Source organism: Rhodococcus sp. AG1013, assembly GCF_003350365.1.
In the GTDB taxonomy this organism is placed as follows: Bacteria; Actinomycetota; Actinomycetes; order Mycobacteriales; family Mycobacteriaceae; genus Prescottella.
In genome coordinates this window covers 251,294-263,897 of sequence record NZ_QQAT01000002.1, presented here as the reverse complement: position 1 = coordinate 263,897, position 12,604 = coordinate 251,294, and the positions used below count along the sequence as shown (strand labels likewise).

At 69.2% G+C, this 12,604-nt stretch carries 17 protein-coding genes; 10 read left to right on the top strand and 7 right to left on the bottom strand.

The features are described 5' to 3' along the window. Nucleotides 1–6: 6 nt before the first annotated feature. The 4 genes from mftD to mftA all read right to left on the bottom strand — a co-directional run bounded on the left by mftD (nucleotide 7) and on the right by mftA (nucleotide 2,909). Nucleotides 7–1,185, bottom strand: a complete 1,179-nt coding sequence (mftD, locus tag DEU38_RS03945; protein ID WP_114718807.1) for a pre-mycofactocin synthase MftD — start codon at nucleotides 1,183–1,185, stop codon at nucleotides 7–9. Nucleotides 1,186–1,220: 35 nt separating this feature from the next. Further along, nucleotides 1,221–2,441, bottom strand: a complete 1,221-nt coding sequence (gene mftC / locus DEU38_RS03940; RefSeq protein ID WP_114718806.1) for a mycofactocin radical SAM maturase — start codon at nucleotides 2,439–2,441, stop codon at nucleotides 1,221–1,223. Between the two features lie 61 nt (nucleotides 2,442–2,502). Further along, nucleotides 2,503–2,823, bottom strand: a complete 321-nt coding sequence (mftB, locus tag DEU38_RS03935; protein ID WP_397484269.1) for a mycofactocin biosynthesis chaperone MftB — start codon at nucleotides 2,821–2,823, stop codon at nucleotides 2,503–2,505. After that, the gene (gene mftA, locus DEU38_RS03930; RefSeq protein ID WP_103143061.1) at nucleotides 2,808–2,909 is read right to left on the bottom strand and encodes a mycofactocin precursor MftA; all 102 of its coding nucleotides are present in this window, start codon (nucleotides 2,907–2,909) and stop codon (nucleotides 2,808–2,810) included. The genes mftB and mftA overlap by 16 nt, the downstream gene beginning before the upstream one ends. Before the next feature lie 124 nt (nucleotides 2,910–3,033). On the opposite strand from mftA, the gene mftR reads away from it, so the two are divergent. The 5 genes from mftR (at nucleotide 3,034) to DEU38_RS03905 (ending at nucleotide 7,077) form a co-directional block, all read left to right on the top strand. Then, nucleotides 3,034–3,675 (top strand): mycofactocin system transcriptional regulator, encoded by a 642-nt coding sequence (gene mftR, locus DEU38_RS03925; RefSeq protein ID WP_114718986.1) that lies wholly within the window; start codon nucleotides 3,034–3,036, stop codon nucleotides 3,673–3,675. Next, nucleotides 3,665–4,468, top strand: coding sequence for a mycofactocin oligosaccharide methyltransferase MftM (gene mftM / locus DEU38_RS03920; RefSeq protein WP_114718804.1), 804 nt, complete (start codon nucleotides 3,665–3,667; stop codon nucleotides 4,466–4,468). The genes mftR and mftM overlap by 11 nt, the downstream gene beginning before the upstream one ends. A 151-nt stretch (nucleotides 4,469–4,619) precedes the next feature. Continuing rightward, nucleotides 4,620–5,675, top strand: a complete 1,056-nt coding sequence (locus tag DEU38_RS03915) for a ferredoxin--NADP reductase (protein ID WP_114718803.1) — start codon at nucleotides 4,620–4,622, stop codon at nucleotides 5,673–5,675. A 265-nt stretch (nucleotides 5,676–5,940) separates the two neighbouring features. Then, on the top strand, nucleotides 5,941–6,303 hold the full coding sequence (locus tag DEU38_RS03910) for an SPW repeat protein (protein WP_114718802.1): 363 nt from the start codon (nucleotides 5,941–5,943) through the stop codon (nucleotides 6,301–6,303). Between the two features lie 165 nt (nucleotides 6,304–6,468). Beyond that, on the top strand, nucleotides 6,469–7,077 hold the full coding sequence (locus tag DEU38_RS03905; protein WP_114718801.1) for a TetR/AcrR family transcriptional regulator: 609 nt from the start codon (nucleotides 6,469–6,471) through the stop codon (nucleotides 7,075–7,077). A 10-nt stretch (nucleotides 7,078–7,087) separates the two neighbouring features. Here DEU38_RS03905 and DEU38_RS03900 read toward each other — a convergent pair whose 3' ends face one another. From DEU38_RS03900 to DEU38_RS03890, 3 genes are all read right to left on the bottom strand, one after another. Further along, a complete protein-coding gene (locus DEU38_RS03900; protein ID WP_114718800.1) occupies nucleotides 7,088–7,855 on the bottom strand; it encodes a glutamate racemase in 768 nt (255 codons plus the stop codon). Nucleotides 7,856–7,873: 18 nt separating this feature from the next. After that, the gene (locus tag DEU38_RS03895) at nucleotides 7,874–9,076 is read right to left on the bottom strand and encodes an NAD(P)/FAD-dependent oxidoreductase (RefSeq protein ID WP_181818660.1); all 1,203 of its coding nucleotides are present in this window, start codon (nucleotides 9,074–9,076) and stop codon (nucleotides 7,874–7,876) included. Between the two features lie 101 nt (nucleotides 9,077–9,177). Then, entirely contained in the window at nucleotides 9,178–9,876 is a 699-nt protein-coding gene (locus DEU38_RS03890) for an SDR family NAD(P)-dependent oxidoreductase (RefSeq protein ID WP_114718799.1), read from the bottom strand. 155 nt (nucleotides 9,877–10,031) lie between these two features. Between DEU38_RS03890 and DEU38_RS03885 the strand changes: the two genes are divergently transcribed. Genes DEU38_RS03885 through DEU38_RS03865 form a run of 5 tightly spaced genes read left to right on the top strand, consistent with a single transcriptional unit; the run spans nucleotide 10,032 to nucleotide 12,603 of the window. Further along, nucleotides 10,032–10,508 (top strand): Asp23/Gls24 family envelope stress response protein, encoded by a 477-nt coding sequence (locus tag DEU38_RS03885; RefSeq protein WP_114718798.1) that lies wholly within the window; start codon nucleotides 10,032–10,034, stop codon nucleotides 10,506–10,508. Then, the gene (locus DEU38_RS03880; protein ID WP_114718797.1) at nucleotides 10,505–10,822 is read left to right on the top strand and encodes a hypothetical protein; all 318 of its coding nucleotides are present in this window, start codon (nucleotides 10,505–10,507) and stop codon (nucleotides 10,820–10,822) included. The genes DEU38_RS03885 and DEU38_RS03880 overlap by 4 nt, the downstream gene beginning before the upstream one ends. Beyond that, nucleotides 10,819–10,998 (top strand): DUF2273 domain-containing protein, encoded by a 180-nt coding sequence (locus DEU38_RS03875; RefSeq protein ID WP_114718796.1) that lies wholly within the window; start codon nucleotides 10,819–10,821, stop codon nucleotides 10,996–10,998. Before DEU38_RS03880 ends, DEU38_RS03875 begins: the two co-directional genes overlap by 4 nt. Next, a complete protein-coding gene (locus DEU38_RS03870; protein WP_114718795.1) occupies nucleotides 10,991–11,980 on the top strand; it encodes a DUF6286 domain-containing Asp23/Gls24 family envelope stress response protein in 990 nt (329 codons plus the stop codon). Before DEU38_RS03875 ends, DEU38_RS03870 begins: the two co-directional genes overlap by 8 nt. Beyond that, nucleotides 11,977–12,603 (top strand): hypothetical protein, encoded by a 627-nt coding sequence (locus tag DEU38_RS03865; protein ID WP_114718794.1) that lies wholly within the window; start codon nucleotides 11,977–11,979, stop codon nucleotides 12,601–12,603. Before DEU38_RS03870 ends, DEU38_RS03865 begins: the two co-directional genes overlap by 4 nt. Nucleotide 12,604: the final 1 nt, after the last annotated feature.

Genomic DNA, 12,604 nt, shown 5'->3' with positions numbered 1-12,604 from the left:
AGGGTTCTAGCCGACGCCCAGGTCGCGACGGAATCCCTCGGGCACCACCAGGTCGGCGGGGCTCAGATCCTGAATCGACTTGTGACCCAAGCCCAGCACGGCGGAATCGATGCCGCCGCGCAGGATGTCGAGAACGTTCTCGACACCGGCCTGACCGTTGGCCGAGAGGCCCCACAGGTACGCGCGACCGATCATGACTGCGCGGGCACCGAGCGCGAGCGCCTTGACGACGTCACTGCCGCGGCGGATGCCGCCGTCGAGCACGACCTCCATCTGGTCACCGACCGCCTCGGCGATGGCCGGCAGCGCGCGGATCGGGGCCGGGGTGCCGTCGAGATTGTTGCCGCCGTGGTTCGACACCGAGATCGCCGAGCAACCGGCGTCGAGGGCGCGCTTGGCGTCGTCGACGCGCATGACGCCCTTGAGCATGAACGGTCCGCCCCACTGCTCACGCAGCCACGCGACGTCGTCCCACGTCGGCAGCGGCGTGCCCATCCACTGGCCGTACGCGCCGAAGAAGGTGGGCGGCTGCTGGCCCGGCGCCGCCAGGTTGGGCGTCGTCAGATCCGGGACCTTGCCCGTCTTGGCGAACTCCCACAGCCACTTCGGGCGGGTGATGCCCTCGGGCGCGAACTGGAACATCGCCTTGAGATCCATCTTCTCGGGGATCGACGGGCTGCCCCAGTCGCGCCCGTTGGAGAAGGACCAGTCGAGCGTGATGATCAGGCCGGTCGCACCCGCGGCGCGGGCGCGCTCCATACGCTGGAGCAGAGTGTCGCGGTCGCCCACCCAGTACATCTGGAAGAAGGTCTGCGGGTTGGCCGCGGCCACCTCCTCGATGGACTTGCTCGCGAACGAGCTGAGCCCGATCGCGGTGCCCCGGGCCGCCGCGGCGCGCGCGACCGCGACCTCGCCGTCCGGGTGCACTGCCTGTACACCGGTGGGCGAGATCATGACAGGCATCGAAATGGGCTGGCCCATAACGGTGGTCGACAGATCTCGCTCACCGCTCAGCCCGGCGACGTGCGGCGCGAACCCCAGTTCGGTGAATGCCGCAATGTTGTCATCGACGGTCAGACCCTTCTCGGATCCGGCGACGAGCGCCGCATACACCGACTTCGGCAGGCGCTTCTTCGCCCGCCGCTGCGCCTCTGCGACCGTCTCGAACCAGGCACTCTTGGCCATGTCAAACCTCTCGTACTGCGGTAGATATTGTTCGTCTATTCCATTCCGGCAAGCGGGTTTTCATCACAGATCTTGGCCGGCGGATGCATGAGCAGGGTGAGCGGAACCGGTGCCTTCGGCGTGCGACGCTCGGCGCGTTTTCCGGTCCGCGAATGGTCCTGGCTGGACTTGGGCACGCTGCGGTCGGCCGCGAGTGCCGACTCTCCGTAGCCCTGGACGCACTCGGGGTCCGGGCCGTCCATCGGCAGGCCCGTGAAGAACTTGGCCGCCATGCAGCCGCCGCGGCAGGAGTCGTAGTGGTCGCACTTGGCGCATGCGCCCCCGGTCTGCGGCGACCGCAGATCCTGGAACAGCTCCGAGTGCTGCCACACCTGCTGGAAACCGCCGTCGGAGACGATGTTTCCGGCGAGGAACTGGTCGTGGATCGCGAACGGGCACGCGTAGACGTCGCCGATCGGATCGATCAGGCACACGACACGGCCGGCGCCGCACAGGTTCAGCCCCGGCAGTGCGTCACCGTACGCGGACAGGTGGAAGAACGAGTCACCCGTGAGCACGCCCTCGCCGTTCGCGACCAGCCAGTTGTACAGCTCGCGCTGCTGCTCCTGGGTGGGATGCAACTCGTCCCACACGTCGGCGCCACGGCCGGACGGACGAAGTCGCGTAATGCGCAGCGTCGCACCGTACTTGTCGGCGAGCGCCTTGAAGTCGTCGAGCTGGCTCACGTTCTGGCGCGTGACGACGACCGAGATCTTCGCGTCCTTGAACCCGGCCTCGGCCAGGTTCTCCAGCGCACGGACGGCCATCGCGAACGAACCCGGGCCGCGCACCGCGTCGTTCACCTCGGCGGTCGCACCGTCGAGGGAGATCTGGACGTCGACGTAGTCGCTCGACGCGAGGCGCTGTGCCACCTTCTTGTCGATCTTGACGCCGTTGGTGGAGAACTTCACGCCCACCTGGTGCTCGGTCGCGTAGTCGACGAGCTCCCAGAAGTCGGAACGCACGGTGGGCTCACCGCCACCGATGTTGACGTAGAACACCTGCATGCGCTGCAGTTCGTCGATGATCGACTTGCACTGCTCCGTGGACAGCTCACGCGGATCCCGGCGCCCCGAGGACGACAGGCAGTGCACACAGGACAGGTTGCAGGCGTAGGTGAGTTCCCACGTGAGGCAGATCGGCGCGTCGAGACCGAGTTCGAACTGGTCGACTAGTCGACCCACGGCAGGGGCGGGCGGCTCGAGAACTGAGGTCATGGGGCTGCGTCCTCACATCGGGGATGTCTGGTTGGGTGCATGTGTGGAGATGAGGCAGAGATCAGGACGGCACGATCATGTGCGAGTCGGCCAGGGTCTCGAGGGCGCGCAGGTACGGCCGGGCCGCATCCTCCTCGATGCCCTGAGCCGACAGAGCGGCCCGGACGTCCGGGTGCTCCGGCAGGGATTCGACGATCGCGACGATGGTCCGGTTCTTCAGGAACGAGAGCTTGCGCGTTCCGAAGTGGTAGAGCAGCGCCCCGAAAGGTTCGGGGCGCAGCGCCACCTGCGGGTGAAGCTTCCACGCCGCGTCGAGATCGATCGTGCCGGCCGACGAGCTATTGCCGGCGGCTGGTGTGGACACGATCAGTACACGCCGCACATACCGTCGATGGAAACCTCTTCGACGAGGGACTCCTCGACGAGCGAGCTCTCGTTGGCAGAAATGACACTGTCGCGATCGGACATCAATTCCTCCTCTAATTCGGACCCCAGGAGCGGAGTCTGCGGTCATAGTGACGTCTTCACTGTGACTCGACTCACCACTGTAATGGCATCGGGTGCACAATGACTAGTGAAGGAGGCCACACAGGTGCGAACTCGCAGGAGCCCGTCGTCGCGGATCGGTAGGAGACCGACCACGACACGTGACCGCATCGCGGCGGTCGGCATCGACCTGTTCGCTGCCCGCGGGTTCGACGACACCAGCGTCGACGACATCGCCGAAGCGGCGGGAATCGCGCGACGCACGTTCTTCCGGTACTTCCCGTCCAAGAACGCGGTGCCGTGGGGCGACTTCGACGCGCACATGTCGGAGATGCGCACCCTGCTCGCGGAAATGCCCGACGACATGTCCATCCTCGACAGCCTCGTCTCGGCCGTGCTGGCGTTCAACACCTTTCCGCCCGAGGTCGCGGCCGGTCACCGTCGGCGCATGGAACTGATCTTCGTCGTGCCGGCGCTGCAGGCGTACTCGGTGGTGATGTACGACGGCTGGCGCAAGGTGATCGCCGAATACGTCGCCGGGAGACTGGGGCTCGCGCCCACCGATCAGCTCCCCAAGACGGTCGGCTACCTGCTGCTCGGCGTCGCACTCGGGGCGTACGAGACGTGGCTGACCGACGAGTCGCTCGACCTGATCGACCTCATCACCCAGGGCAGCCGGGTGCTCTACACCGGCCTCGCCGACCTGCACGAACCACTCCTGAACGGAGCCGCCCACCATGACGCTTGATTCGCTCGCCCCCTGCGCCCCGGGCCGGTGGTCGCACGACCACGTCACCGTCGAACGCATCCCGAGCGGGCCGATCACACTGACCCGGAGCGGGGATTCCCTGCACGTCCGGCACGCACTGGGCCCCGAGGCCCTCAGCGAACGACTGGTCGCCGAGGTCACCGCATCGATCGGGGACGCCGACTTCGGCCAGACGGAGTTCGAGCTCACGATGGTGGGCCTGGTCCGCTCCACCGTGCCGGACGCCCTCGAGTCGTGGACCGTCTACTACCGCAACTCGCTCGAGGAACTCCTCGACGGCACCGCGGACTTCGCGCCGATCCACGACAAGGCGGCCGAACTGGTCCGCGGGAGCGTCCTCGACCTGGGCTCCTGCTTCGGGTTCCTGCCGCTGCGCCTGGCCCGCGCGGGCGTCCCGGTCACCGCGACGGACATCCTGCCGGGCACCATGACGCTGCTCGACGCGGTCGCGCCCCGCCTCGGCATCCCGATCTCCACCCTCGTGTGCGACGCCGCGAACGTCCCGGTGCCCGACGACAGCGCCGACACCGTCACCGCAGTCCACCTGCTCGAGCACGTCGATCCCACGACGGGCGCCGCCGTGCTCACCGAGGCCCTGCGCATCGCCCGTGAGCGCGTCGTGGTCGCGGTCCCGTACGAGGACGAGGCCACCGCCTGCCACGGCCACGTCCGCACGTTCGCCGCCGACACCCTCCGCGAACTCGGCAGATCCACGGGTCGCCCCTTCGAGGTCTTCGACCACCACGGTGGGTGGCTGGTCCTCGAGGCCTGATTTCTCGAGAGCCCCGACATCGCGCTCGAGAACGCTCCCGATCAGCGGGAGCCGGAAGCAGAGAATTACCATCGCCCCGGTAGCGTCGCTACGCTGCTACGCTGAAACTAGAACACGTTCTAAACTGATCCACGAGAGGACCAGAGTTCGCATGACCACTATCGACGTGCCGCACAGCTCTCGATCCGCGGTGCTCACCGTGTCCGGGGTGATCGAGGAGACCCCCGATTCGCGGTCGCTGGTCTTCGACGTCCCCGCGGACATGAAGAGCAAGTTCCAGTACAAGCCCGGCCAGTTCCTGACGCTGCGCATCCCGAGCGACCTGACCGGCTCGGTCGCCCGCTGCTACTCCCTCGCGAGCTCGCCGTTCACCGACGACGCGCCCAAGGTCACCGTCAAGCGGACCGCCGAGGGCTACGGCTCCAACTGGCTCTGCGACAACGTCTCCGTCGGTGACCAGATCGAGGTGCTGCCGCCGTCGGGCGTCTTCACCCCGAAGTCGCTCGACCACGACTTCCTGCTGTTCGGCGCGGGCAGCGGCATCACCCCGGTGATGTCGATCCTCAAGTCGGCGCTGACCGAGGGCAAGGGCAAGGTCGTCCTCGTCTACGCCAACAACGACGAGAGCTCGGTGATCTTCGCGGCCGAGCTGCGCGAGCTGGCCGCCAAGTACGCCGACCGCCTCACGATCATCCACTGGATCGTGAGCCTGCAGGGCCTGCCGTCGGCCGCGCAGTTCGCGACGCTCGCGGCCCCGTTCACGTCGCACGAGGCCTTCATGTGCGGCCCCGGGCCGTTCATGGACACCATCCACGCCGCCCTGGCCGACGCCGGAATGCCGCGCGCGCAGGTCCACGCCGAGGTGTTCAACTCCCTCGCCGGCGACCCGTTCAAGGACGTCGAGCTCGAGGAGGTCTCCGAGGAAGAGGCCGCCGACGCCGCGACCGTCGAGATCGAGCTGGACGGCGAGACCCACAGCTTCGCGTGGCCGCGCAAGCAGACCCTCGTCGACGTCATGCTGTCGAAGGGCCTGGACGTGCCGTACTCCTGCCAGGAGGGCGAGTGCGGTTCGTGCGCCTGCACCGTCCGTGAGGGCGAGGTGTCCATGGATCACGCCGGCGTCCTCGACCAGGAGGACATCGACAACGGCTACATCCTGGGCTGCCAGGCCAAGCCGGTGAGCGATCACCTCAAGATCGAGTTCTGATACTCGGCTCGAGTCCTTCCGAGAGGCCCGATTCCACCGTCCGGTGGGGTCGGGCCTCTCGCTTTCCGGCGGTGTCCGGCGCCGTCCTGCTCGAGGCCGAATGTCACATCGGTTCAGTCCAACTGGACCCATGTGACATTCGGTCACCGTTTCGTGCCCTGAACTGCACAATCCTGCAACAAGAGTGCAATCCGGACATATTGATCGGCCGGTCAGTCAGCGTGACACTGAGGTGAGGACACAATCCTTTCCGAGGAGGCTGGACATGAAGGCATCAACTCGTTGGCAGGACTACGCGGCTGTCATCATCGGCGCCTACGCCGCCCTCTCACCGTTGTGGCTCGCCACCGACACTGGCGCCCGGTGGTCGCTGATCGTGCTCGGTGTGCTCGTCGCCCTGGCCGGCCTCGCGAGCATGGCGCGGCCCGGGATGGCCGCGGTCGACTACGCGATGGGCGTGTTCGGCGTCCTGATGTTCATCTCCCCGTGGGTCATGAACTTCAGCTCGATGACCGGGGCATCGTGGACAGCCTGGGTGGTCGGAGCACTGACCGTGGTGGTCGCCGTCGCCGGGTTGCCGGCGATGAGTGCCCGGATGCACGGACACGGCGGTGTCGCCGCGCACTGAGATACGCGGACAAGCACCGACAAGCACCGTCAAGCACCGACAGGCACCGACAGGCACCGACAGGCACCGACAAACGAAACGAACGCACATCCGACAACCTCACGAAACGTCGGTGGGGTGGGGGCCGAAGCCCTCACCCCACCGACGTGCTACCGGAGACCCCCGATGCCGCAGCGACGGCGCAGCGCCAAGATCGACGGTGACGCACGCGAGAAGATCCTCGACGCCGCGGAATCGCTGATCGCGGAGCGTGGATTCGACGCCACCTCGACCGCCGCAGTGGCCGCGGCCGCCGGGGTGCCCAAGGGCCTGATCTTCTACTACTTCGCAACCAAGGCCGACATCCTCACCGCGCTGCTGGCCGAACGGTTGCCCGCCGAGCCACTCGAAGACGTCGACCCCCTCGTCGCGCCCGGCGACCCGGCGACCAGCCTGGTCAACCTCGACAACGCTCTCAACCTGCGTGACGATCACTCGTCGCTGATGCGGGTGATCATCTTGCGGGAGGCCGAGACGCACCCGGACATCCGTGACCACCTGCGACGATTCCGCTCGTATCTGCACGACGCGACGGTCCGCGTGTTGCAGGCCAGTGCCGCCGGCCCGGTGCAGCCGGGAACCCTGCGGGCCTGCGCGAACGCGTGGGTCGCGGCGATGTTCTCGGCCGCCCGCAATGACCGGACGCGCGACCTCGACGACGTCCCGCGGCGCCCGGGCGACGAGTTGGGCAGCGTTGCCCGGGTGGTGGCAGCCGGGATGGTCCAGCTCGGCTGACGCGACCGGATCAGCGCGAGGGCGCGGCGAGCAGGAGCCGTCCGGCATCGAACGCGGCGGCACTGACCGGCAGCTCGCCCCTGGTCCCACTCAGTAGGACTTCGACGGTTCCCTGCCCGGTCGTGTCGCGTCCGAGCGCATCGATGCGACGCAGTGTCTGTGCCGCGACAGCCTCGGCGCTGTCGAACAGCACGACCCCGTCGGGCAGGTGTGCGGCGATCTCGTCCGCGACGAGCGGATAGTGGGTACACCCGAGCACGACACCGCTGACGTCGTCGGGCGTGCGGGCCGCCGCGGACGCGATGGCCGCCCGTGCGGCCTCGACGTCACCGAGATCGATCGCGTCGGCCAGACCGTGGCACGCCACGCCCACCACCGAGCTGCCGTTCGCGAACTCCTCGACCAGATTCGCCTGGTAGGCGCTCGCCGTGGTCGCGGCGGTGGCCCAGATGGCGACCGAATCGCACACCGCGGCCGCCGGCTTGATGGCCGGCACCGTGCCGATGACGGGGATGCCGTCGCCGAGGTCGGCGCGCACATGGTCGAGCGCGGTGACGCTCGCGGTGTTGCACGGCAGCACCACCACCTCGGCACCCCGGTCGACCGCCCGGCGCGCGGTGCCGACCACCCGGTCGATCACCCACTGCTCGTCCCGCGGTCCCCACGGCGCGTTCTCCGGGTCGAGCGACAGCATCAGATCCAGATCCGGCCGCAACCGACGCAGCCACGCAGACGTCGGAAGCAGTCCGAGACCCGAGTCGATGAGCGCAACGATCACCCGACAAATCTAGCCGGGTCAGGCAGGAGCGGACTCGAGCAGTTCCCCGATCGGTACGCCCGACGCGATCTTCGCGCGCATCTTCATCACCGCGCCGGCCGATCCGGCACCGACGACCGCGGTCAGCGCGCCGCCGCGCGAGTAGTACACGACGAACTTGCGCCCGTCGTCCTTGATCACATGGACGTCGTCGTCGGCCGAGACGGTGCCCAGGGCCTGGATCTTGAGCCCGTACTGGTCGCTCCAGAAGTACGGAACCTGCGCCGGCGCGTCCGGGTCGCCGGTACCGGTGAGCGCACCCGCGAGGATTTTCGCCTGGTCACCGGCGTTGCTCCAGTGTTCGACGCGCTTGTGACCGCCCGTCTCGTGACGCCACGCGGCGACGTCACCGATGGCCCACACGTGCGGATCGTCGGTCCGGCCCACCTCGTCGCACAGCACGCCGTTGCCGAGCGCGACCCCCGAGCCCTCGAGCCAACCGGTGACCGGCACCGAGCCGATACCGATCGCGACGACGTCGACGTCGAGTTCCGTGCCGTCGGACAGCACCGCACCGCTGACCCGCCCGTCGCCGGTGAGGGACGCGAGCCCCACGCCGGCGCGGACGTCGACGCCCTCGTCGCGGTGCATGCGCCCGACCAGCGCGCCCACCTGCTCCCCCAGCACCGACGCGAGCGGCGCGGGCTGCGGCTCGACCAGCACGACGTCCAACCCGAGGCCGCGCATGCTCGCGGCCAGCTCGCACCCGATGAAGCCGGCGCCGACGACCAGGGCCCGGGCCCCCTCGCGCAGGTCGGCACGCAGCGCGCGGCTCTCGTCGACCGAACGCAGGACGTGGACGCCGTCCAGTTCCGGCAGGCCCGGAATGCGGCGCGGGGTCAGCCCGGTCGCGATCACCAGGTCGCCGTATGCGATCTCGGTACCGTCCGACAGCGAGACCGTGCGGTTCTCCCGGTCGAGGCCCGTCGCGGCGGCGCCGAGACGCAGGTCGATCCGTTGCTCGTCGAAGAACTCCCGCGGCCGCAGCGTCGTGTCGTCGTTCTCGCCACGCACCACTTCCTTCGACAGCGGCGGCCGGTCGTACGGCAGGTGCGGCTCGTCGCCGACGATCACCAGCTCACCGTCGTAGCCCGACTGACGCAGTTCCTCGGCGGCGCGGACGGCGGCCAGACCGGCCCCGACGATCACGACCGGACCCACGGTGTTCTCGTTACTGGACATGCCTGCCAACCCTCCATCACCCGGTGCGGGACCTACCCACCAAACTAGAACATGTTCTTACCAAATCCGAGCCGTGGACGGGTACCCGCCGTTCACGGGCCTCAGCGCTCCGCGACACCCGGCACCGGCACCTGCGCACCGGTGATCGCCGCCGATGCGTCGCTGCACAGGAACGCGACGACCTCCGCGATCCGCTCGGGCGAGACCCAGCCGCCGCGGTCGGCGCCGGGCTGATCCGCCCGGTTCGCCGGGGTGTCGATCATCGACGGCAGGACCGCGTTGGCGCGGATCCCGTCGCGGGCGTACTCGACCGCCAGAGCGCTGGTCAGCGCCCACACCGCGGCCTTCGACGTCACATAGGCCGAGGCGCCGGAGAACGGCGCGAACGCCGCCTTGCTCGACACCGTCACGATCGAGCCACCCCCGGCCTCGATCAGGTGCGGCACCGCGGCCTGCGTCGTGAGATAGAGCGGACGCAGATTCAGGCGCAACATCGACTCGAAGTCCTCGACCGGCGTCTCGTGCAATCGCTTGCCCATCGCGAAACCGCCGACCAGGTTCGCAACGGCCGTCAGCGGCGCGTCCGCGTCGGAGGTCGCGACACAGACCACCTCGGCGACGCTGTCCGCATCGAGCAGGTCCGCACGAACCGGCACGACGGCCGGATGACTGCCGAGCCGCTCCGCCGCGCCCGCCGAGTGCCACGGCACGACGACGCGCCAGCCGGCGTCCGCGAGCGTGCGCGTCACCGCGACACCCAGCCCACCCGTCCCACCCGTCACCAATACCGTTGCGCTCATTCGTCCCTCACCTCTCGACATGCGACGGCCGTCGCTGCTCGAATGCCCTGTCGCTCGAACCGTAGCCCGTCGCGGCACCCGAGAGAACGCAGAAGTCACTACAGTTGAACCGGAACCGGAGCCGACGCGGGAACGGCACCGTAAGAGGAGCGACGATGACCACTGATCCGGGTGCAGGTTCGAACGCGGGCGGCGGGCGAATCCCGTTCGGGGCAAGCGGGACGCCCGACCTGATCAGCTCGCAAGGCAGGACGATCATCGCGGACGCGGTGGTCGCGAAGATCGCGGGCATCGCCACCCGCGAGATCAACGGCGTCTACGACGTGGGTGGCGGCACCGCACGCGTCGTCGGGGCGCTGCGCGACCGCATCCCCGGCGCACGCGTCGACCACCGGCAGGGCGTCGCGGTCGAGGTCGGCGAGAAGCAGGCCGCGATCGACATCGGCATCGTCGCCGAGTACGGCGTGGCACTGCACGAACTCGCCGCCGGGATCCGCCGGAACGTCATCGCCGCGGTCGAGAACATGACCGGCCTCGAGGTCACCGAAGTCAACATCACCGTCTTCGACGTCGTGCTCTTCGACGAGACCGACACCGGCGCCGAGTCCGACGCCAAACCGAGGGTGCAGTGACCGAGCCTGTCGCACAAACACTCTCACCGGCGGAGCTGGCCGCACGGGCGGCACTGGCGGTGCCCGAGGTGGCGGGACTGCACGGCGGCGAGTTCGGCGAGATCGCCACATATCTGCCCGGCCGCCGCGTGACCGGCGTCAGGCTCGGCGACGACCACTGCTCGATGCACGTCACCGTGCGGTACCCGGCCGACCTGTTCGCCACCGCCGAACGGGTGCGCGCCGCCGTCCACGCGGTCGTGGGCATTCCGGTGGACGTGACGATCGAGGACCTGACCGACACCCCCGACGACGAGACAGGACCCGAACTATGAGCAGTACAAGCATGGGACTGATCGCGGGACTCCTCCTGGCCCTGGCCGGAATCCTCGGCGGCTTCAGCGGTTTCGTCTTCGCGGTGCTCCTCGGCGCGGTCGGGATGGCGATCGGCGCCCACCGCGACGGCCACCTCGACCTCGGCGCCCTGCTCCGATCCCGCGGCCGTGGCTGAACCGGACACCGAACCGAGCGACGCCCCGCCGGCTCAGACAGCGATCGACGAACCGGGGTCACGCGGCAGCTTGGTCATCAAGGACCGGGCGATCGCGAAGATCGCGACCACCGCCGCGCTCCAGGTGCCCGGTGTCGTGTCGCAGGGCGGCGGGCTCACCCGCTTCACCGGGCGCGAACTGCCCCGCGCCGACGTCTCCACCGGGACCCGGTCGGTGGCGGTCAACCTGTATCTCGGCGTGCACTGGCCGTGCGACGTCGCGGAGCTGACCCGGCGCGTCCACCACGAGGTGGGCGAACAGGTCGAGAACCTCACCGGAATGCCGCTGCACCAACTCGGCGTCCTCGTCGCCGGCACCGGCCCCGACACCCCGGGCGATTCGGACATCGCCTGCCCGACGCCCTCCCCCGCCGACACCGTCACCGCGCCGCGGCCACCGGCCGCCGCACCCGCCGCCGTCCCCGCGGCGATCCTGATCGCGCTGGGCCTGCTCGGGTTGGCCGCCGTCGCCGCCCGCGAACTGCTCATATCCCGCGGCACCATCTCGGGTGCACCCTGGCTGCGGAACACGTTCGAATGGCTCGGACGCCTGCACTGGGAGCAGTGGCTGGTCCCGGTCGCGCTCGCCGGCCTCGTCGTCGGCATCCTGTTCGTGCTGCTCGCGCTCGCCCCGCGCACCCGCACCCACGTTCCGCTGCGCGCCGACGACGGCGTCGCCACGGTGTGGATGCGGCCCGTCGACGTCGCCCGCATGTGCAGTGCGCGCGCCGGCACCGTGCCCGGCGTGGTGTCCGCGCACACCACCGTGGACCGCCGCCGCGCCACCGTTCACGCGATCACCGACGCCGCCGTCACCGGACCCGATGCCGACAACCTGCGAGAAGCGGTCGTCGGCGCCGTCGGAGACGGACTCTCACTCCTCGGACGCCCGCTGAAGCTGCGCGTCAGGACGCGCACAGACCGCAAGCAGGCACGGTCGTGAAGCGCAGCGCGGCCGCACTGAACCGCCTCCTGGTCCTCGTCGTCGGCCTCGCACTCGCCGCGGCCGGAGCGACGGCACTCGCATGGGACCGCGGCGTGACCGCGATCCGAGACGCGGTGGCCAATTTCGACCGTGACCGGCTGATCGAGGTCCCCGACCAGAGCTGGTGGCATGCGGCGCTCGCCGTGACCATCGGCGTCTCCCTCGTCCTGGCGGTCGTCGTCCTCGCCGTCGACCTCACCCGTCGGCGCGCCTCTCCCAGCCAGTTCCTCGAGTCGCGGACGGACACACCCGTTTCCATCGACCTCGGCCCGATCGCGAACGGTGTCGCCACCGAACTCGCGCAGCTGCCCGGGGTGCGCCGGGCGCGGGGTCGTGCGCTGTCGGATCGTGGGCTCGCGACGATCCAGGTGACCGTCGAATCCGATCCGCACTCCGACGTCGCCGCGCTCACCCTCGCGTCCGAGCGGATCGCCGCCACCACGACATCCGCACTCGGCGGCACCGCTGTCGCCGACGTCGCGATACGCATCCTGCTGCACCTCGACCGCGCCGACCACCCCCCGGTGGCTGCACCCGCCACACCCGGCTCGCAGTCGACCGCCGGCAGTGGAGCAGACTGAC

Coding starts and splice junctions, on each gene's coding strand:
- mftD (WP_114718807.1), bottom strand. CDS start 1,185: ATGGCCAAGAGTGCCTGGTTCGAGACGGTCGCAGAGGCGCAGCGGCGG.
- mftC (WP_114718806.1), bottom strand. CDS start 2,441: ATGACCTCAGTTCTCGAGCCGCCCGCCCCTGCCGTGGGTCGACTAGTC.
- mftA (WP_103143061.1), bottom strand. CDS start 2,909: ATGTCCGATCGCGACAGTGTCATTTCTGCCAACGAGAGCTCGCTCGTC.
- mftM (WP_114718804.1), top strand. CDS start 3,665: ATGACGCTTGATTCGCTCGCCCCCTGCGCCCCGGGCCGGTGGTCGCAC.
- DEU38_RS03915 (WP_114718803.1), top strand. CDS start 4,620: ATGACCACTATCGACGTGCCGCACAGCTCTCGATCCGCGGTGCTCACC.
- DEU38_RS03910 (WP_114718802.1), top strand. CDS start 5,941: ATGAAGGCATCAACTCGTTGGCAGGACTACGCGGCTGTCATCATCGGC.
- DEU38_RS03905 (WP_114718801.1), top strand. CDS start 6,469: ATGCCGCAGCGACGGCGCAGCGCCAAGATCGACGGTGACGCACGCGAG.
- DEU38_RS03895 (WP_181818660.1), bottom strand. CDS start 9,076: ATGTCCAGTAACGAGAACACCGTGGGTCCGGTCGTGATCGTCGGGGCC.
- DEU38_RS03890 (WP_114718799.1), bottom strand. CDS start 9,876: ATGAGCGCAACGGTATTGGTGACGGGTGGGACGGGTGGGCTGGGTGTC.
- DEU38_RS03885 (WP_114718798.1), top strand. CDS start 10,032: ATGACCACTGATCCGGGTGCAGGTTCGAACGCGGGCGGCGGGCGAATC.
- DEU38_RS03875 (WP_114718796.1), top strand. CDS start 10,819: ATGAGCAGTACAAGCATGGGACTGATCGCGGGACTCCTCCTGGCCCTG.